At 72.6% G+C, this 18,665-nt stretch carries 17 protein-coding genes; 7 read left to right on the top strand and 10 right to left on the bottom strand.

Annotated features, from left to right (window positions below):
- Positions 1-153 precede the first annotated feature (153 nt).
- Positions 154-372: a winged helix-turn-helix domain-containing protein gene (locus AB0B39_RS29925; protein ID WP_354861024.1), complete on the bottom strand. Its 219-nt coding sequence runs from the start codon at positions 370-372 to the stop codon at positions 154-156.
- A gap of 325 nt (positions 373-697) precedes the next feature.
- Between AB0B39_RS29925 and AB0B39_RS29920 the strand changes: the two genes are divergently transcribed.
- The 4 genes from AB0B39_RS29920 (at position 698) to AB0B39_RS29905 (ending at position 3,242) form a co-directional block, all read left to right on the top strand.
- A complete protein-coding gene (locus AB0B39_RS29920) occupies positions 698-919 on the top strand; it encodes a hypothetical protein (RefSeq protein WP_357499069.1) in 222 nt (73 codons plus the stop codon).
- Between the two features lie 16 nt (positions 920-935).
- Complete coding sequence (locus AB0B39_RS29915) at positions 936-1,670, top strand: hypothetical protein (RefSeq protein ID WP_357575978.1); 735 nt, start codon at positions 936-938, stop codon at positions 1,668-1,670.
- A complete protein-coding gene (locus AB0B39_RS29910; RefSeq protein ID WP_357575977.1) occupies positions 1,664-2,101 on the top strand; it encodes a hypothetical protein in 438 nt (145 codons plus the stop codon). The genes AB0B39_RS29915 and AB0B39_RS29910 overlap by 7 nt, the downstream gene beginning before the upstream one ends.
- Before the next feature lie 91 nt (positions 2,102-2,192).
- The gene (locus AB0B39_RS29905; RefSeq protein ID WP_357575976.1) at positions 2,193-3,242 is read left to right on the top strand and encodes an aminoglycoside phosphotransferase family protein; all 1,050 of its coding nucleotides are present in this window, start codon (positions 2,193-2,195) and stop codon (positions 3,240-3,242) included.
- On the opposite strand, the gene AB0B39_RS29900 is transcribed toward AB0B39_RS29905, so the two are convergent.
- Positions 3,130-4,377, bottom strand: a complete 1,248-nt coding sequence (locus AB0B39_RS29900; protein ID WP_357575975.1) for an FAD-dependent monooxygenase — start codon at positions 4,375-4,377, stop codon at positions 3,130-3,132. The two genes, AB0B39_RS29905 and AB0B39_RS29900, sit on opposite strands and share 113 nt — an antisense overlap.
- A gap of 638 nt (positions 4,378-5,015) precedes the next feature.
- Here AB0B39_RS29900 and AB0B39_RS29895 point away from each other — a divergent pair.
- Together AB0B39_RS29895 and AB0B39_RS29890 are read left to right on the top strand one after the other, a co-directional pair.
- A complete protein-coding gene (locus tag AB0B39_RS29895; protein ID WP_357575974.1) occupies positions 5,016-6,281 on the top strand; it encodes a condensation domain-containing protein in 1,266 nt (421 codons plus the stop codon).
- Positions 6,278-7,558, top strand: coding sequence for an MFS transporter (locus AB0B39_RS29890; protein ID WP_357499057.1), 1,281 nt, complete (start codon positions 6,278-6,280; stop codon positions 7,556-7,558). Before AB0B39_RS29895 ends, AB0B39_RS29890 begins: the two co-directional genes overlap by 4 nt.
- Positions 7,559-7,581: 23 nt before the next feature.
- Here AB0B39_RS29890 and AB0B39_RS29885 read toward each other — a convergent pair whose 3' ends face one another.
- The 7 genes from AB0B39_RS29885 to AB0B39_RS29855 all read right to left on the bottom strand — a co-directional run bounded on the left by AB0B39_RS29885 (position 7,582) and on the right by AB0B39_RS29855 (position 15,937).
- Positions 7,582-8,493 carry an NAD-dependent epimerase/dehydratase family protein gene (locus tag AB0B39_RS29885; protein WP_357575973.1) on the bottom strand — a complete coding sequence of 304 codons (912 nt, stop codon included), beginning with the start codon at positions 8,491-8,493 and terminating at the stop codon, positions 7,582-7,584.
- Complete coding sequence (locus AB0B39_RS29880) at positions 8,490-9,575, bottom strand: hypothetical protein (RefSeq protein ID WP_357575972.1); 1,086 nt, start codon at positions 9,573-9,575, stop codon at positions 8,490-8,492. The genes AB0B39_RS29885 and AB0B39_RS29880 overlap by 4 nt, the downstream gene beginning before the upstream one ends.
- Before the next feature lie 21 nt (positions 9,576-9,596).
- Positions 9,597-10,868 carry a hypothetical protein gene (locus AB0B39_RS29875; protein ID WP_357575971.1) on the bottom strand — a complete coding sequence of 424 codons (1,272 nt, stop codon included), beginning with the start codon at positions 10,866-10,868 and terminating at the stop codon, positions 9,597-9,599.
- A gap of 1 nt (position 10,869) precedes the next feature.
- Positions 10,870-11,121, bottom strand: coding sequence for a phosphopantetheine-binding protein (locus AB0B39_RS29870; protein ID WP_007462887.1), 252 nt, complete (start codon positions 11,119-11,121; stop codon positions 10,870-10,872).
- A gap of 4 nt (positions 11,122-11,125) precedes the next feature.
- A complete protein-coding gene (locus tag AB0B39_RS29865; protein ID WP_234589438.1) occupies positions 11,126-12,304 on the bottom strand; it encodes a radical SAM protein in 1,179 nt (392 codons plus the stop codon).
- A 244-nt stretch (positions 12,305-12,548) separates the two neighbouring features.
- The gene (locus AB0B39_RS29860) at positions 12,549-13,403 is read right to left on the bottom strand and encodes a hypothetical protein (RefSeq protein WP_357499048.1); all 855 of its coding nucleotides are present in this window, start codon (positions 13,401-13,403) and stop codon (positions 12,549-12,551) included.
- Between the two features lie 2 nt (positions 13,404-13,405).
- A complete protein-coding gene (locus AB0B39_RS29855) occupies positions 13,406-15,937 on the bottom strand; it encodes an FtsK/SpoIIIE domain-containing protein (RefSeq protein ID WP_357575970.1) in 2,532 nt (843 codons plus the stop codon).
- Between the two features lie 190 nt (positions 15,938-16,127).
- On the opposite strand from AB0B39_RS29855, the gene AB0B39_RS29850 reads away from it, so the two are divergent.
- A complete protein-coding gene (locus AB0B39_RS29850; protein WP_357575969.1) occupies positions 16,128-17,669 on the top strand; it encodes a M1 family metallopeptidase in 1,542 nt (513 codons plus the stop codon).
- A gap of 330 nt (positions 17,670-17,999) precedes the next feature.
- On the opposite strand, the gene AB0B39_RS29845 is transcribed toward AB0B39_RS29850, so the two are convergent.
- On the bottom strand, positions 18,000-18,539 hold the full coding sequence (locus AB0B39_RS29845; RefSeq protein WP_357575968.1) for a hypothetical protein: 540 nt from the start codon (positions 18,537-18,539) through the stop codon (positions 18,000-18,002).
- Positions 18,540-18,665: the final 126 nt, after the last annotated feature.

Genomic DNA, 18,665 nt, shown 5'->3' with positions numbered 1-18,665 from the left:
CTCAACGACCGCCCCCGCATGACCCTCGGCTGGGCCACCCCCGGTGAGAAAATGGCCCAGCTACTCGGTGTTGCAACCACCGGTTGAGCCCGCCCCGAGAACGGAAACTGTCCAAGATCTCGCCGGGCTCACCGAGCCGGGGGCGTCGAACGGTCAGCGATCGGCGACGAACACGCCGAGACCGTGCACGCCCTGCACCCAACCCTGGGTCTGCAGGACCAAGATGGCCTGCCGAACCACGGTCGTCGAGACGCCGTGCTGAGTCTTGAGCTGCACCGTGGACGGCAACTGGTCCCCCGGCGCGAGTTCTCCCGACTCGATCTGGCCCCGGATGTGATCCGCGAGCTGTTCCCACTTCGGTTTGACGGGCATATGGACTCCCAGGTCTGCCCCGCCATTCGATCACGCCCAACTACCCATGACAAGTAACGTGTTGTCGTGCTTGCTATCCGTGACTAGTTGTGTAAAGCTCCAAACGACCGGCTCCCAGGTCTGCAAACCCGGAGTTGGTTCTTCCCCACCGCGCAGGAAGCGCCCGGTCGGCCGGTCCCCCCGTCCGGCCGGGCGTGCCGGGGCGTGCCCGCACGCCGCCCCCACGCACCGCCGCACCGCCGCCCCCACCGCACCGCCGCCGGGCAGCACGTACCGCCCGAGCAACGTCCTGACCAGCAAGGAGACGACCGGACGGGAGCACCCGATGCCCGATCGACCCGACAACCAGCCCATCGACCCGCCCTCCCGACACCCTCCAGCCCAGCGTCTCGTGTCCGAGCAGGACGTCGAGGACGCCGACGACACCCTCTTCGCCCATCCACCGCGCGTGGTGCGCAGGTGGGTCTGCGGCTGTGGCAGGGACTACCCGTGCACCGACGTGCTCTTCGCCCGCCTTGTCAAGGCCACCGCCGAGGCCGAGCAGTGAACCACCGAGGCCGCCGGTGAACGGGGATGATCTGTACACGTACGCCAGCCAGCGGGTCGTCGAAGCGAGGGCGAGGATCGCCGAGCACGTGACGGAGGCCTACACCGGGATCTGCCGCAGCTGCGGACGGCCCGGCCCGTGCGACGAGCAGCGGGCCGCGCGGGCCCGGCTGGCGCACTTCGGCGGCCCGGTGGACGATCTGCGCGACGCGTGGTTGGCCACGATCGCCGCCGCCGACCGGGCTGGTGCGCACCTGCACGGCGCGGGGCCACCCGGCCGAAGGTTGCCCTGGCAGGACGCGGTCACCGAGTGTTGGCGGGCGCTCGGTCTGGTGTACGCCGGCCTGGCTGCTGATCGTGCATCGGCGGTGACCGCGTCGGCGGGTGAGGTGCTCGCCGGACTGCGTGCCGCTCGGGTCGACGCCGACCAGGCCGCCGCGCTGGCCGCCCGTACGCGGTGGCGGTTGGCGGCGGCCGAGGACCGGCTCCGGCGTACCCACATCGTGGCGGACGCGGTCGCGGCCCGGCACTTCGCGGCGGCCATCACCCGGTTGGACCTGGTCGTCACCCGGCTGGCGATCGGCGGCTGCCGCATCGAGCGCTCGGTGGCGGCGTTGACCGGCGAGCTGGCCGCCGCACCGACCGTGACCAGGAGGACCGCCACCGCCGGGGAGGTCGCACACGGCTGCCGCCTGGCGAGCGCCCTGGTGACCAGGAGACGTCGACGGAGAATCAGGGAGACACGATGGTGACCGATCCGCACGCGGCGCTGCGCGGCCTTCTGGCGGGACGGCTGCGCGGGCACGAACGGCGGCTGCGGCGGTTCACCGAGGCGGACTGGCGGCGGTACGCGGACCTGCTCGCCGGGGCATTGCTGGTGGCGGTGCGGCGGCGGTTCGTCGCCGGGCAGGACCGGGCGCCGGTGATTCGGTTCGTGGCGTCCGCGCGGGAACGCTACGACGTCACCGGGCGCGACGTGGAGCCGGCGCTGGCCGAGGCGTTGGTGTGGGCGGCGCTCGGTGAACGCCCCCCGGTGCCCGACGACGCGCCGGCCATCGTCGCCCGGACGGTGCTGCTGCTCGGCTTGCTGGAGGACGAGGGCTGCACCGACCGGGAACGGGACGACGTCCTCGCGGCGGCGGCGCACGCCGCCGAACACGCGGGGCAGCAGGCGGGCGGCTAGGATCCGTCGCCACCGGACACTCAGGACGACAATTCACCGACGACTCTGGCACTCTGTCGGGCGTCACGGTCGGGGAGGAAGGGACCACGGGGTGGAAGGGCTCAGCCGCACCCAGCGGCCACTGGACCACGATCAGGTGCAACGTTTCGTCGCGGCGTCCTTCGGGGCGAACCGCCGGGTCGTGGACTGCGGGCCGATCCTCGGCGGCGGTTTCGCGACGGTGTGGTGGGTGGCGCTCGACGACGGGCGCGAGGTCGTGTTGAAGGTGGCACCACCACCCGACGCGCCGCTGCTGCGCTACGAGCAGGGCCTCGCCGCCGCCGAAGCCCGGTACTTCCGCCTCGTCGCCGCGCGCGCGCCGCAGGTGCCCGTACCGCCGCTGCTGCACCACGGCACCGATCCGGACCTCGGCGAGTGGCTGGTCACCGGCCTGCTGCCCGGACGGTCGCTGCGGGAATGGGCCGAGGGCGAGCAGCAGCTCGACGACGGCCCGGCCCGCTACGACTTCGGCGTCGCGATCGCCGCGCTGCACCGGGTGACCGGCGACCACTACGGGTACGGCGGCGACCGGGCGAGCGGCCCGACGTGGCGTGCGGCCTTCGCCGCCATGCTCGACGACCTGCTCGCCGACGCGGCGGACTGGGACGTGCGGCTGCCCACCTCGCCGGCGCGGATCCGGGAGCTGCCCGAGCGGTACGCCGGGGTCCTGGACCAGGTACGCCGGCCGGCGCTGCTGCACTTCGACGGCTGGGACGGCAACGTGCTGGCCGAACCCGACCCGGCCGGTGCCCTGCGCCTGCGCGGGATCGTGGACGGCGAGCGGTTCCTGTTCGGCGATCCGCTGCTGGACCTCGTGTCACCCCTGCTGTACCGCCGGGTGGAGGACGACCCCGACCACCCGTTCCTGCGCGGCTACCGCGCCGCCTCGGCCGATCCGGTGGTCTTCGACGAGTCCACTCTGCGGCGGCTCAGCCTCTACCGCCTGCACCTGTACCTGTTGATGACCGTCGAGATGCCCAGCCGGGGAATCACGCGGGAGGATCGCCCGGACCGGTTCGAGCGGCTGGCCGACCTGCTCGATCAGGAGCTGACGGAGCTGGGTCGGCCGAGTCCGTCGGCCATTGCAGGCGGTACCGGCTGACGTCCTCGGAGGCGGCCACGCCGGCCCTCATGAACATCGCCAGCACGGCGTCACGCGCCCGCCGCTCGCGGGCGCCGGTCGGAAACTTCAGGCTGCCGGTACGACGGGCGAGCCCGGCGACCGTCGCCACCCGTGACTCACGCAGTTGTTGGAAGCGCCCGAAGGCGTCACCGACGTCGTCCGCCGCGGCGAGACACCGGGCCAGCACCAGTGCGTCTTCCAGCGCCATGGAACTGCTCTGCCCGTCGTGCGGCGGCATCGCGTGCGCCGCGTCGCCGACCAGGCACATCCGGCCGCGGCTCCACCGCTCGGGCGGGACGAGGTCGTGCACCGGCCACCGGATGATCGGGCCGGTGCTCGCGTCGATGATGGCGGGGATCGGCGGATGGTCCGAGCCGTGCAACTCGACGAGGCGCTGCCGCCACCGGCCCATCGGATCAGCACGTGGCCCCGCCACCACCTCCCCCTCCCCGGTGAGCAGGCTCTGGAACCAGACGACCTCGCCGTCCGGCAACGCCTGGTAGCCGAAGAACGCGTTGACGCCGAACGTCAGGCGCAGCACTCCGTCCGGTGCGATCCCGTCGACCCGCGGGGCCGAGCCGCCGCCGTCGAGCACTCCGGTGAACCGGGCGGGCGGATGCTCGGGGAACATCGTCCGACGCGTGTGCGAGTGGACCCCGTCGGCACCGATCAGCAGGTCACCGCCGTGACTCGATCCGTCGGCGAGGGTAGCGGCGACCGGGTCGTGCCCGTCGTCGCGCAGTCCGACGACCCGCTCACCCTCGACGACGCGGACGCCGGCGCGACGGGCTGCCTCGCGCAGCACCTCACCGAGCCGGTCCCGGCGGATCAGCGTGCTCACCTGGTTGTTGCTGCCGATCTCCCGTCCCCGGTGGTCGTGGAAGGAGATGCGGTCGGTGGGCGTGCCGGCGGCGTCGACAGTGGCGAGCAGGCCCAGGTCGCGCAGCACGGTGCGGCCGTTGTCGGCCAGGCTCAGGTGCGACCCGAGCTGTCGCTCGCGCGGCGGCCGGGCCTCGATGACGGTCACGCGCCACCCGATCCGGCGCAGGAAGAGACCGACGGCCGTGCCGGCGATTCCCGCCCCGACGACCACGGCGTGCCCAGGATTGATCATGTCGAGCCAGCCGACACCGGCGGCCCGGAAGGACCTGTCCCACCCATGCGCTCCCCCGTGTGGCGGGCGCTGTGGACACGCCCGCCGCCCCGACCGTAATCACGGCGGCCACAGTGGTCAAGGCAGCAAGATCCATCAATGCGAGGGTTGACACCGGCATAGACGGCCGGAATGCTGTGGGAGTCCTGCTAACCGAGGCGGGGCCACGTATCCGGGGGAATCGGCCTTTTACTGCATTCGCCTGTGCGCGGCTCCATGGCCATCACTGATAGTTTTTCGCCAGCGAATGCTCCGAATAGGACGGCAGTCGTTCATTTTCGCTGCCGGATGCCGCGGTTCCTGCCGCGAAGAGCATCCGGATCAGGGCGTGGACAACTGTCGCACCAGCTCGGTCGATCGCTGGTCGGACTACTGAATGGTGATTCCATCCGTCATCCGACGGTGGCGCGTCATGCACCCCTAAGCACGGCGCAGGGCCACGGCCTCACTTCCGACAACCGCATTCTTCGGGAGGTGTCGTGATGAAGAACAACTCGGCCGGCTGACGCAACCAATTATCTTTCGTCCCGATGAGCGTGTGTCGCGTCGCGGCACACGCTCATCGGCAGCGCAACCGTTCCCGCTCGGGAAGGACAGGTGTGACCCCGGAGACGACCTACCCGATGACCCTCGGCCAACTATCGGTCTGGCGGGACATCGAAAGAATGCATCCGGAGAAGTGGTGGGAGGGCAACCTCTGCTTTTCCTGGTCGTTGCCGGAAAATGTGACCGCCGTGGACGTCTGGCGCGCGGTCGGCGCGCTCGGCATGCGGCACGCCTCGCTGCGCACGACGTTCGACGTCGAGGACCGGGCGGATCCGCGCCAGCGCGTCGCTGTCGATTCCCCCGACGACGTGGTCGCCGCGGTACGACAGCCCGACGGCGAGACGGGGATGTCCCGGATCGAGACCGAGGAGATCCAGCGGGCGTTCACGCTCACCACCGACCTGCCGTGGCGGGTGTGGCTGACCGAGAACGACGGACGCCCCCGTGAACTGTTGGTGGTCATCCACCACATGGCGGCCGACGGCGCGGGCATCAACACCATGGAACGGGACTTCTACGCCCTGCTGGCCGGGGAGACGCTGCCGCCGGCCCCGCAGCCGGCCGACCTCGCGACGCGGCAACGGTCCGGCGACCTGGACGCCAGACTGCTCGCCGCGGAGTCGTACTGGCGCAAGGTGCTGTCGGCGGCGCCCCGGCGGACGCCTCCCGCACCCGGGCCGGTGCTCCGGGCGACGATGCACACCGGCATCCCCGAGCCCATCCTCCGCCAGGCGGCCCGCGGCATCGGCGTCACCGTCGCTGGGGTGCTGCTGACCGCGTACTGCCGGGCGATCATCGCGACGGGCACCACCGGCACGCCGGTCCTGCTCTACCCCATGTCGTCCAACCGGTTCGACCCGGCGGTCACGTCGCTCGTCACGTCCATGAACCAGTGGGTGCCGCTGCTGGCCACGCCGGAACCGGACGAGGTGTTCGCGCACACCGCGCGCGCCCTGTACGTACGGAACATGCGGGCCCTCAAGCACGGGGTCTACGACCCGGACGCGGTGGCGCGGATCCGCGAGGACGCCGAACGGGAGGGCGGCCCGCTCGACCCGGGGTACCACTTCACCTTCCTGCTGCCCCCCATGGTGGTGCAGCCGCCGGAGACGATCCAGGAATCGCGGATCGAGTGGCACGTGCCGATCCGCTCGACCGGGCCCGGCTTCTACCTGATGGCCAACGCCGACACGACGGTCCGGCTGACCGTCCGGGTGATCCGCGAGGGCTACCAACGCGCGGAGCTGGAGGCTCTGCTCGTCGCCATGCGCGACGACCTGATGGAGCTGGTCGGCGCGCACGCGGAGGCAGCCGGATGACCACTACCGCGCCGCCCACCACCCCGGCGGTCACGCCGAGCCTGTGGCGTCACCGCGACTTCATGACGCTGTGGACCGGTCAGACCCTCAGCGAGACCGGGTCGGCGGTGTCCACCCTCGCCGTCCCGCTCATCGCGGTGTCCGTGCTGAACGCGTCCACGTTCTCGGTGAGCCTGCTGCAGGCCGCTGGGATGGCGGCGTACCTGCTCGTCGCGCTGCCGGCCGGGGTGATCGTCGACCGGATGCGCAAGCGGCGGCTGATGGTGTTCTGCAACCTGCTGCGGGCCCTCGCGATGGGCACCATCCCGCTGGCGTTCTTCGCCGGTGAGCTCACCATGGCGCAGTTGTGGCTGGTGGCGGCCCTGTGCAGCGTCTGCTCGGTCTTCTTCGAGGTGGCCTACCAGTGCTACCTGCCGGCGGTGGTGCGCTCCGACCAGCTGCTGGACGCGAACGGCAAACTCAGCACCACGTACTCGGTCGCCCAGGTCGCGGGCATCGGGCTCGGCGGAGGACTCGTCGCGGTCTTCGGCGCGGCGCGGACGGTCCTCATCGACGCCGCCTCGTTCGCGGTGAGCGCCGTCTCGCTGTTGCTGATCCGGCGCTCGGAGCCGGAGGTGACAGCACCCGAGGGGCCCCGGCCGCGGCTGCGGGAGGAGATCTCGGCCGGCCTGGCCTTCGCCTTCCGGCACGCGGTGCTACGCAAGATCGTCGCCGCCAGCGGCACCCTGAACGTGTTCAGCCAGGTGATCTACGCCCTCTCGGTCATCTACCTGGTCCGGGTCCTCAAGCTGACGCCGGCCGAGGTGGCCGTGCAACTGGCGCTGGGCACGGCCGGCGGCATCGCCGGCGGCCTCGCCTCCGGCAAGCTGGCTCGCCGGATCGGCACCGCCCGCGTCATCTGGGTCTCCCTGCTCGGGCTCGGCTGGACGATGCTGCTCGTGCCGCTGGCCGAGCCGGGCTGGCGGGTCGCGTTCTACACCGTCGGCATGACCGGCTTCGCCGCGCTCTGCGCGATCTACAACGCGGCCCAGATCAGCTACCGGCAGCAGATGTGCCCGCCGGAACTGCTCGGCCGCCTCACCGCCGGGGTCCGCTGGATCGTGTGGGGCGCCCTGCCGATCGGCGCGGTCCTCGGTGGTGTGCTGGGCACCTGGCTCGGCGTCCGCGAGACCCTGGTGATCGCCGCTCTCGGCGTCTGGGCCTCCGGGCTGTGGGTCTACTTCTCGCCGCTGCGAAAGATGCGTGACTTCACACCCGAGCCGGCCAGCCAGTCCTGAGGCTCAGAGTCGTCGGGCAGGCGTCAGCGGTTCGGGCCGGCCAGCGCCGCCCACGTACGCGCCACCCCGGTGCGCAGGTCGGTGACGGGACGCCAGTCCAGCAACGCCGACGCGCGCCGGACGTCGAGCCAGATGTCGCGCCTGTCGAACGCCCGGCGGTCCGCGTACCGGATCGTCAACCGCCGGCCGACGGTCGCCGACACCACCTCCAGCAGCTCGGCGAGGGAGGTGGGACGGCCGGCGCCGACGTTGAGGACTGCGCCGTCGAGCGCGTCGCGGGTGTCGCGGTCCAGGTGACGGTCCCACACCGCCAGCAGGGCGGCCACGACGTCGTCGACGTAGACGTAGTCGCGGCGGGTGGCCGGGTCGCCGAACACCTGCAACGGCCGATGCGCGGCCGCGGCCTCCAGCCAGTGCGACACCACGCCGAGCCCACCCTCGGCGCGCTGGCCGGGCCCGTACACGTTGGACGGCCGCAGCACGACCGGCCGGAGATGGTCGGCGGCCTCGCGCACGGCCTGCTCTTGGGCCAGCTTCGCCCGGCCGTAGACGCTGTCCGGGCCGAGTGGGCCGGTCTCGTCCACCGGCGACGGCACATCCGGCCGGTACGCCGTGCCGCCGGATCCCAGCAGGACGAAGGTCGGACGACGGGCGCCCAGCTTGCACGCCTCCAGTGCGGCGGCGAGGGCACGCTGGTCCAGCTCGACGAGTTCGGGCTGGCTGACGGCCCTCTTCGGCGTGACCGTGCCGGCCGCCCAGAAGACCAGGTCCGCCCGCCTGATCGTGTCGGCGTAGCGGTGTTCCTCAACAGCGTTGCGGGGCCGGGTCAACCGCTGCGGAGGCCGGCGACGGCGTTCGAGCGCGCGGCACAGACTGGCGCCGATGAACCCGTCCGACCCGACGACCACAGTGACCGGGGCGGGGACGGCGCTCACCCCGGGACCTCGGTCTGCACGGCTCGCGCCGCCAGGTCGGCGGCGTAGTCGGCGGTCCCCTCGCGGGCGGTCAGCAGGTTGCGGTGCAGGGTCTCCAGCAGGTCGAGGGAGTATCCGCTGTCGCGCCACTCCTGCTCGGTGACGCCGTAGCCCAGCCGACGCCACAGGTCGGCGTTGACCTGTTCGTGCGCGCCGAAGGGCGCCAGCAGCACGATCGGCGTGGCCGACCAGAGCGAGTCGATCAGAGTGCCCCCGCCGGTCTTGCAGAGCATGGCGACGCGGTGTCGGGCGAGATCGAACGAGTCGTGGTACGCCGCACCCCGTCGATAGCGCACGGTGCCGTCGGGAAGGATCTCGCCGAACGGTGGGAAGCCGCCGTCCTGCCAAGCCTCCCACTTCGGGTCGATCATGAACGCCCGGCAGCCGGAGGGCAGGGCGGACACGTCGGACGGATCGTGGGTCACCACGTCGACAAGCAACCCCGCCCGGGCGAGATCCGCCGCCCGGTCCCGGTAGGTGCCCAACCCCCAGCCGCCGCCGTGCGCCAGCAGGCGGCGCTCCCGCCGCTGCCACGGCACCGGGTCCTCGTCGCCGACGCGGATGCTCGTCGGCGCGGTGCCCCGCTCGGCGTCGAACATCCACACGTGCCGGAAACGCTCCGTACGCGCCCGGAAGAGGTTGAACGAGGCGGTCGGCGCGGCGTCGAGGTGACAGATGTCGACCCGGGGCGTTCGGGAGGTGAGCGCCTCGTACCGTTCGACGACCGGCACCCAGAAGCCGGAGAAGATCACCACCTGGTCCACGTCCGCGGCCCGCCACCGGTGCAGCAGCTCATCGACGGCGGCGTCGTCGAGCGCCGGCATCTGGTCCCGCACCATGCGCTGGGCGGCCACCGCGAGCTTGAAGTTTCCTCTGAAGGCCAGCTTGGCGGCCCTCAGCCGGTCGAGTTCGTCGGGTCGCAACAGCCGCTCGAACACCTCCACGCGCACCTCGATCCCGAGGGCGCGCAACCGACCGGCCAGGATGAGGGCCGGTACGTGGGTGCCGAGCGTGGCGCCCGACGTCAGCAGCACAATCGCCATCGTTGCTCCGATCGTCGGGAGTCAGGTGACGAGACTCGGGGCACCGGCCGTCGCGACGAGCAGGTCACCCACCTGCGCTTCGAGGGCCACCCGGGCCGCGTCGTCCGGGGCGAACACGGCGAGAAAGAGCCGTCCACGCGGCGGGGTGAGCGTCCCCGAGGCCAGCGGCAGCACTCCGGGGTCGTCGCCGCGAAACAGCAGCTTCGCCTCGTCCAGGGCGGACACCAGCCTGGCCACCGTGTCGCCGGGGCGCACCGGCGTCGTACGGCAGCGCAGCCAGGAGCGCAGGCTGACCGCCCGGGCCCGCCGGTCGAGGTGCAGGTTCAGCAGGCCCATCGATCGTCGGGCGTTGACCTCCAGCACCGGTACGACGGTGCCGTCGCGCAGCCGCAGTCCGTCGACGCAGACGGGCCCGGTGTAGCCCTCGGCCGCGAGCGCCGTCCCGACCCGCGCGATCACCTCGCGATGCGCGGTGGTGTCGAGGTTCGCGTGCTGATCCGCGGGGAGCGGGCCGGAGCCGCGGTAGGCGAACTCGGCGTTGTCGACGTGCTGGAGGCCCCGCCACCGCACCGCGCCGCCCGGGTCGACCTCCAGGTGGGTGGAGAAGCTGGACGCCTCCTCGAAGAGGGGTTGCACCAGCAGTTCCACCCGGGCCCCGCGCGCGACCTGCCGCTCCAGGTGCCGGACGACGGTGTCCAGCACCCGGGGGTTGGCGACCCGCAGGGCGCCCCGGCCGGCGACCCCGTACGGGTCCTTGAGCACGACGTCGTCCGGCGCGTCCTGCACCAGCCGCCGTACCTGCGCGGGCGTGGTGGCCAGGACGGCGCCACCGGGCAGGCCGGCGTCCCGGACCAGGTCGTTCGACCAGACCTTGGAGTTGACGCGGGCGACGACCTCGACGGCGGGGACGGTGGCACGCAGGCCGAGTCGGTGCACCGCCACGGCGGTGTCCGGCCGGACGGCGTAGAACGCCGCGGCCCACCCGGACATCCCCGGCAGGGCCGTGCCGCCGGCCACGGCCAGACGCTCCTCCACTGTGGCGTCCTGGTGACCCGGCACGGCCGCGAGCCGTGGCGCGATGCCGGCGGCCGCCAGCGCTTCGACCAGGGTCTCGTCCATCGGCTCGGCGGTGAGCAGCAGATCACCCGGGGCGCACCCGACCGCCAGCAGCTCGTCCATGCCGCGACGTCCCCGGCTGCCACCCGCCGCCGGGCCGGCGGGCAGCCCGGCGAGATCGTCCGGCCGCCACGCCGCCTCCGCGTCGAACGAGCCGAAGTGAACGGTCCCGCTCACCTCACCGGCCATCGCCGTCGAGGGCGAAATGGCAGAACGCCTTCACCGACTCCAGGTGGATGCTGTCCAGCGACTCGAAGTCGATCTCGACGTCGAACTCCTCCTCCACCGCGAGCAGGAACGTGATCATGTGCAGCGAGTCGATCCCGAGGTCGAGCAGCAGATTCGTGTCCGCCGTCACCTCCTGGGCCAGCGCCGGATCCTCCAGAACCCGCGCGAGCAGGGCCGCCATGCGGGTGACCACCTCGGCCATGCGTTCACTCCCCGCTCAGGTAGAGAAGGATGCACTTCGAGCACACCGGCATGAGGCCGCTGTCGCGCAGGATGCCGCGGACCCTGGTGAACCGCTCGCTCTGCCAGATCTCCTGCATGGACTGCTCACCCAGGTCGCCGATGACGAACTCGGGGAAGAACTTGCACGAGCTGACCCGGCCGTCCGCGTGGATCTCGATCCGGTTGGACACCGCCAGGCAGCGGCTGCGCCGCTGGGCCGGGCGGGAGGTGCCACGGATGAAGTCGTCGAGCTCGTCCTGCTCGACCTGCGGCTGGTAGCGCACCCGCAGATTCCACACCCGGCTCGCCAGTCGCGCCATCGACTCCTTCAGCACCGGCAGGTACTGCTCGGGAAGCGCGTACGTGTACGAGTGCCAGGTCGGCTTGTCGCCCGGCTCCGGCGGGTTGAGCCACGAGAACGACTCCTCGTAGAGCCGGTCCATCGCCGACGCCGTCTCCGGGCTGATGTACCACGGCAGCAGCCAGTAGACCGAGTTGAAGCCGGTCTGCTCGGCCCACTCGGTGAACTCGTACATGCGGCCGACCATGTCCTCGCTGACCATGCACGCGACGGACAACTCGCCCTGGTACTCGCCGCGCCGTTGGAGGTCGAGCATCGCCTCGACGTTGCGCATGGTGCGCCGGAACGATCCCTTGCCCCGCAACGCCTCGTGCTCCGGCTCGAAGCCGTCCAGGCTGACCAGCAGGTTGAGTCGTGGCCCGATGGCCAGCAGGTGCTCCGCGTTGCGCTCCATCAACAGGCCGTTGGTGCACATGTTGACGACGCGCGGCACGGCGCCCAGCAGCTTGGCGATCTCGCCGAACTGGGAGTGCATCAGCGGCTCGCCGCCCCAGAGGAAGACCTTCGCCGCGTCGGGCGCGGTCGTCTCCAGCACGTCCCGGATGACGTCGAGGTCGAGCTCGGAGCGCTTGCGCTTGCTGTCGTAGTTGTGGAAGAACCCCTGCTCGTTCCACTGGAAGCAGTGGTTGCACCGCAGGTTGCACCGGTACGTCAGCTGCATGCTGACCTCCTGCGGCAACGTGCTGGCGTAGAGGGGGTCCGCCGCCAGGTTACGGCGCGTTTCGGACCGGATCGCCACCGTCCGGCGCAGGTCGTGCAGTTCTCCGGCAGTGAAGACCTTGTTGGTACGTGGGTAGGACATGCAGGCTCCCCGCTCGTCTGCCACGAAACGAGCGCCCCTGCGCAGGGCAGCGGGCATCGCTTCGCCAGATTCAGGACTGGATCGGGGGCCGTTCGCATCCCTACATGCGCACGAACCCCCGTTACCACAGGGAACCGGCGGCGGTCGTCCGACGTGGATGTGAGTGTCCTGCTCACCCCGCCACAGGTCGTTGACCACATTGACACATACGAGTGGCGTCGTAAACCCCCGCGCGGTCCGGGGTTCAGCGCAGAGCGCGGAAGAGCAGCAGGTAGCCGCAGTAGCCCAGCGGCACCAGCAGGAAGCAGATCAGGAACCCGAGCGGCAGGTAGCGCGGCGGGGTGCCGGCGACCATTGCGGGTCTCCCCCATCGGCCCAGCACCAGGTAACCGCCGAAGAACGCCAGCGCCGGCAGCCCCGCACAGATCCACGCGCCGAGGGTGAAGCCGTCGACCAAGCCGACCCCGGAGGCGAGCACGAGGGTCAGCATGAGCACCCCCGCCGCCGCCCCGCACGCGGCGTAGACGGCGACCGCCCGCGCCAGCGGCGACCACGTCGGCAGCAGCGCCGGCCGTTGGGCCAGCAGCTCGGCCTGCTGCCCGTGCCGGTCGGCCTCGTCGGCCATCCGCCGGGCCAGCTCCAGCTCCACCACCGGGTCGACCGCCGCCGCCCGCTGCGCCGGCACCCCGGCGCCCGCCGGGCTCACCGCCGTCGGCAGCGCCAGCCGCGCCGGTATCGCCGGCACGTGGGGATACGCCCCGACACCCGGCTGCCCCGGCACGCCGGCTGCGCCGGCGGACCCACCGTCCCCCGATCCGCTCACGACGGGCGAGCCGGTCGACGGCGGCGGACCCGGCCAGGTGGCGGGGTCAGCGGCCGAGCCCGGCGCGGCGGTCGGGGCGGCCGGTGGCTGGTCGATGCCGATCGCGCGGCCGAGCTGGTCGAGGCGGTGGCCCTGCGCGATCAGCCGCTGGTGCAGGTAGTCGGCGGCGGCGTGCAGATCACGACGGCGCTCGGACTCGGCAGCGGCGTCCCGCTCGCCGGCGCGGCGCTGCTCGGCGAGCTGTCGGGCCAGCGCCGCGTACTCCTCGAAGGACACTGTCAACGCTCCCCGTGCGGTTCGTGCCCGTCGCGGGCGAACGGCACGATCAGCCTGGTGCGCTGGTCGTGCCTGTCGACCAGCAGCGCCCGGTCGGCGCGCGGCGTGTAGGCCAGGTCGTGCACCCCGAGGTGCAGGGCCAGCTCGGCGCCGGGCACGTTGAGCGCGACGAGGCAGGCGACGTCGTCGCGGTTCTGGGTGCCGCCGAGGTCGTCGGAGAGCCGCCGCAGGCCGCGCCACCAGCCGAGCAGGTGCACGCCCTGGGCGGGGCCGTGGCGCAGCAGCGTACGCAGGTCGTCCAGGCCGGAGCGGAACGTGACCGGGTCGGCCGCGCCGAGGACCGGGGCTGCGGTGTCCATCCCGAACACCACCAGGTATTCGCGACCGGCCGGCTCGGCGGCCAGCGTGGCGATCCGGTCGCGCAGCCCGGCCGCGTCGAGGCGGTGCACCGGGTGACCGGCGGCCCGCAGCGCGGCCTCGGTCTCGACCGCCACCGGGTCGGCGGCGGCGACCAGGGAGGCCACCTGGAACCGGGCGTCGCCGGGGGTGTGCTGGCGGGCCAGGCTCAGCGCGGCGGCGCGCAGCACGTCCGCGCCGGCCGGTGCGGTGCCCACCACGGCGAGGTGCCGGCCGGGGGTGGAGTCCATCAGGAACAGCGCGGTGGTGCCGTGCACGTCGACCGTCCGACCGACCAGCGCCATGGGGCGTCGGCCACCGGGGCGCAGCCCCGCGAAGGTGGAGTCGTCCTCGACGCGCGCCGCCTCGTACCCCTTGAAGACCGCCGGGGCCCGCGAGCCCGGCGGGCGGGCCTGCCACAGCTCGTGGCGCAGCGCGGCGAGGTCGGCCGCGGCGGCGTGCGCGTCGGGGAAGCGCAGCACGGTGTCGGCGCCGACCGCGCCGGCGGCGGTGTTTACCACTGCGGAGCCGATCGGCAGGGCCGCGGCGGCATCGTTGAGCTGGTCGAGGACACCCCCGCCGCCGGGCAGCGCCACCCGCAGCGCGAACTGCCCGAAAATCGCCTCGGCCCGACCGTAGAGCGCCTCGATGCCGGTCATGCTCTGACTGGCCAGCACCAGGTGGATGCCGTACGAGCGGCCCTTGCGGGCCAGCTCTTCCAGCAGGTCCACGGATTCGCGGGCCAGCGCGTCGTTGCCGGCGAGCAGCACGTGGAATTCGTCGATGACTGCCACGATGCGCGGCAGTGGACTGTCCCGCGGCAGGTCGGCGAGCTTGGTGACGCCGTGCCGCTTCAGCGCGGTGGCCCGGCGCTGTGCCTCCCGGCGCAGCTCGCGCAGCACGGCCAGACCGTACTCGCGGTCGGATTCGATGCCGACGGCCCGGGCGTGCGGCAGCCAGGACGGGTCACGCCCGGTGGGCACGAACTCGGTGAAGCTGACGCCCTCCTTGAAGTCGAGCAGGTAGAGCTGCAACTCCGCCGGCGAGTAGCGCGCGGCCAGCCCGTAGAGGACGTCCAGGAGGAAGACGGTCTTGCCGGCGCCGGTGCGGCCGCCGACCAGCCAGTGCGGGGTGGCGTCGTCGAAGGCCACGGTCAGCGGCGCGGGGCCGGCCCGGCCGACGACGGTACGCAGCCCGTTGGCCGCGGACTCCGCCCAGCGCCGCTCGGGCAGCAGCTCGGCGAAGGGCAGCGCGTCGGCGCGGCGGGCGGCGGCGCCGAGGTGCTCGGCGAGCGCCCGGACCGAGGCCGGCGGCGGATCGCCGTCGAGCAGCACCGGGGCGGCGAGGCCGCTGCCGTCGGCGCTGAACGAGACGCCCGGCGGGTCGCCGACGTGCGCGTACCCCTCGCTGACCCGCAGGGCGGTGGTGCCGCCCAGCGACGGTGCGGTCTCGCCGGGCACCCGGGACGGATGGCCGGCGAGGAGCACGCAGACGGCGGCGGCCGGGCCGGCGTGGGTGAGCGCGGCGAGCCGGGCCAGCTCGCGCGGCGGCGGGGCGGCGGTGGCGACCACCACCAGCAACTGCCGGGTGGCGGGCTCGGCGTGCTGGGCGGCGCGGGCGTGCCGTTCGGCGGCGGTCAGCAGGGCGGCCACCTCGGACTCGCTGGTGGCCGGCGGGTCGAGCACACCCGCGTCGAGCAGCGGGCGCAGCGGGCCGAAGGTGGCGCCGAGCGCGGCGGTGTCGATGCCGGTGACCCGGACCCGACCGGCCGGAGCGGTGGCGACCAGCCGCAGCACCAGCGCCCGCAGCAGCGCGGCGACGCGCCCGTCCCGGGCGTCGGTGTCCAGTGCCAGGTGGTGGCCGCCGCCGAGCGGCAGCAGGACCGGGAAACCGCCGTCCGGAGTGGACGCCTCGCCGATGCGCACCGCGGCCGGCGCGTCGGTCAGCGCGGTCGCGCCGGGGGTGGGGGTGGCCAGCGCGCCGCCGAGGCGCGCGAGTCGGGCCACGAGGTCACCCCCGCCCGACTGCGGCGGCGGAGCCGGCGCCGCACCGAGCACGCCCCGGGCGGCATCCAGGTGTGCGCGGGCCGCCCGGTGGGCGGTGACCGCCTGCCCGTACGCCGACGCGAGCCTGCCCACGCTCTGCCTCCCACGCCACGGCCGTCCGGTTCGGACGAAACCCTAACGGACAGCGGTGACACCGGGACAGTAGCGACCCGCGCTTTCGTGACGGCCGACGCGTGACACGCCCGCCGCGCGCCGGGCCAGCGACGTTCACAGTTGTCGATTAGGTTGGCGGTGCGTACACCCGATGGAGGGAGTCCACCTCGTGCGACGAGTCCTCACGGCGGCCACCGCCGCCCTGACCCTCACCACCGCCGGCACCATGCTCACCGGCGCACCCGCCCAGGCCGCCACGACGGGCTGGGGCCGGCCCGTCGTCTCGGTCGCGCCGCAACCCGGCGCTCCCGGCCTGGGCGACACCTACTTCCCCGACTACGGCAACGGTGGCTACGACGTCTCGCACTACGACGTCCGGCTGCGCTACGACCCGGCCACCGACCGGCTCACCGGCACCACCACGATCCTCGCCACCGCGACGCAGGACCTCTCGGCGTTCAACCTGGACTTCCTGCTCGACGTCGAGTCCGTGCGGGTCAACGGCTGGGAGGCCGGCGCGGCCAAGGCGGGCGCGCACGAGCTGGTCGTCACCCCGACCCGCACGATCACCCGGGGCCAGCAGCTCACCATCGTGGTGCGCTACGACGGCATCCCGTCGGAGACCCTGGTCGGCGGCTACACCGGTTGGACGCGCACCGACGACGGGGCGCTCGCGGTCAACGAGCCCGAGTCGGCGTGGTGGTGGTTCCCGAGCAACGACCACCCGCTGGACAAGGCCACCTTCGACATCTCGGTCTCGGTGCCCACCGGCGTCGAGGTGATCAGCAACGGCGTGCAACCTCGTCCGCCGGCGGCCGAGGCGGGCAACCGCACCCGGTGGATCTGGCGGACCACCTCTCCCACCGCCACCTACCTGGCCTTCATGGCGATCGGTCAGTACGACATCGTCACCGACACCACGCCGAGCGGTCAGCCGGTGATCAACGCGTACAGCACCTCGCTGGGGGCGCTCGGGCCAGCCGCGCGGGCCAGCATCGAACGCACCGGCGAGATCACCGACTGGGAGAGCGGGATCTTCGGCCCGTACCCGTTCGAGGCGCGAGGTGGCGTGGCCGGGCCGGTGGACGGCATCGGCTTCGCCCTGGAGACGCAGACCCGCCCGGTGTACGGCCCGGGCTTCTGGCGTCGCGGCGCCAACACGTACGTGGTCGCCCACGAGAACGCCCACCAGTGGTTCGGCGACTCGGTCTCGGTGGCCGAGTGGCGCAACATCTGGCTCAACGAGGGTTTCGCCTCGTACGCCGAGTGGCTCTGGTCCGAGGAGCAGGACGAGGGCACCGCGCAGGAGGTCTTCGACTTCACCTACGCCAGCTACCCGGCCGATGACGAGTTCTGGCAGGTGCTGCCCGGTGACCCGGGCGCGGACCGGGTCTTCGACAACGCGGTCTACGACCGGGGAGCGATGACCCTGCACCAGCTGCGCCTGGCCGTCGGCGACGACGCGTTCTTCGCGATCCTGCCGGCGTGGACGGCCGAACACCGGTACGGCAACGGCACCATCGAGGAGTTCCAGGCCCTGGCCGAGCGGATCTCCGGTCTGGACCTGGACGAGCTGTTCACCACCTGGCTGTTCACTCCGGGCCGGCCCGACGTGGCCAGCGCCGCCCGCAAGGCCGCCCCGCCGGCCGAGCCCAAGTCGTGGGCCAAGATCCGCGAGGGCCACGAGGCGCACCGCCTGCTGTCGCACTAGCGGCAGTCGTCACCCGAAAGGCCCGTCGCCCGTGCGGCGGGCCTTTCTGCGTACCCACCCACCGGTCCCGTCGGAGCGATCTCACCTGCCACCGCTGCGCCCCGTCGCCCCTCCCGCACGCGTCCTTTGCTCTGCTTCAACTGACGCAACACCGGTTGTCCGATTATCGGACGCGCGGTGTTGCGTGGAGTGAAGCAGAGCAAAGGACGCCCTTGCCGCCGGCGAGACCAGCGCGCAGCAGCTGGTAGGCGACGCGTGGGGGGAGGAGGAGCGAGGGAGGCTGGCCTCCGGGCCGGAGTCGTCGCCAGCGACCGGATCTGGGGCGGCGGCTCAGGACGCCGGTGCCACCGGACGGCCCGCGGTCGCCGGGGACCCCGCCGCCTCGGCCGTGCTCGCCTCGACGGCCCGGATGTGCCGGTAGGCGAACCAGAGCGGCGGGAACGCCCCGACCGCGAAGGACAGGTCGATGAGCGTCCAGAACCAGGGGATGTCCCGGATCGGGCCGCAGATCAGCGCCAGCGGAACGATCCCCACGCAGGCGATCATGCCGACCTGCACCACCCAGACGTTGCGCACCGGGTCACGCAGCGGCCCCCAGAACGCCACCGCCAGCACCAGGTGGGCGAAGGCCAGCCAGTCGGTGCCGTAGAGCAGGAACGGGTAGTCCTGCCCCGCCGTCACGAGGCCGGTGTGGACCCGCTCGATCCAGTCGACAAGCGCCGGCACCTGGCCCGCGAGCGGATCCAGCGCGCGCAGCAGCCAGCGCACCTCGATCTCCAGCGGGAAAGCGGTGGCACCGCTCAGGAAGAGGCCGATCAGCACGATCCACAGCCACCGGCGCGTACGCCGCAACCGCTCCTCGTTGTCCATGACCGGAGCGTAACGATGATCTTCGTGCCGCTTCGTCCCGTCAGCGGTGACAGCTGTCTCACCGCCGTCCGGCCGGCGGGGGGGGGGGGGGGCCACCCCGCCCCCCCGCCCGCGCCACGAGAAAGA

Source organism: Micromonospora sp. NPDC049114 (genome assembly GCF_040648635.1).
Lineage (GTDB): Bacteria > Actinomycetota > Actinomycetes > Mycobacteriales > Micromonosporaceae > Micromonospora.
Note: the sequence above shows the minus strand (reverse complement) of the source record. Positions and strands in the feature narration are given on the sequence as shown.

Bases quoted from the DNA above. Each gene is read 5' to 3' on its own strand.
- AB0B39_RS29925 (WP_354861024.1), bottom strand. From the start codon at position 372: ATGCCCGTCAAACCGAAGTGGGAACAGCTCGCGGATCACATCCGGGGC.
- AB0B39_RS29890 (WP_357499057.1), top strand. From the start codon at position 6,278: ATGACCACTACCGCGCCGCCCACCACCCCGGCGGTCACGCCGAGCCTG.
- AB0B39_RS29910 (WP_357575977.1), top strand. From the start codon at position 1,664: ATGGTGACCGATCCGCACGCGGCGCTGCGCGGCCTTCTGGCGGGACGG.
- AB0B39_RS29920 (WP_357499069.1), top strand. From the start codon at position 698: ATGCCCGATCGACCCGACAACCAGCCCATCGACCCGCCCTCCCGACAC.
- AB0B39_RS29870 (WP_007462887.1), bottom strand. From the start codon at position 11,121: ATGGCCGAGGTGGTCACCCGCATGGCGGCCCTGCTCGCGCGGGTTCTG.
- AB0B39_RS29900 (WP_357575975.1), bottom strand. From the start codon at position 4,377: ATGATCAATCCTGGGCACGCCGTGGTCGTCGGGGCGGGAATCGCCGGC.
- AB0B39_RS29880 (WP_357575972.1), bottom strand. From the start codon at position 9,575: ATGGCGATTGTGCTGCTGACGTCGGGCGCCACGCTCGGCACCCACGTA.
- AB0B39_RS29845 (WP_357575968.1), bottom strand. From the start codon at position 18,539: ATGGACAACGAGGAGCGGTTGCGGCGTACGCGCCGGTGGCTGTGGATC.
- AB0B39_RS29865 (WP_234589438.1), bottom strand. From the start codon at position 12,304: ATGTCCTACCCACGTACCAACAAGGTCTTCACTGCCGGAGAACTGCAC.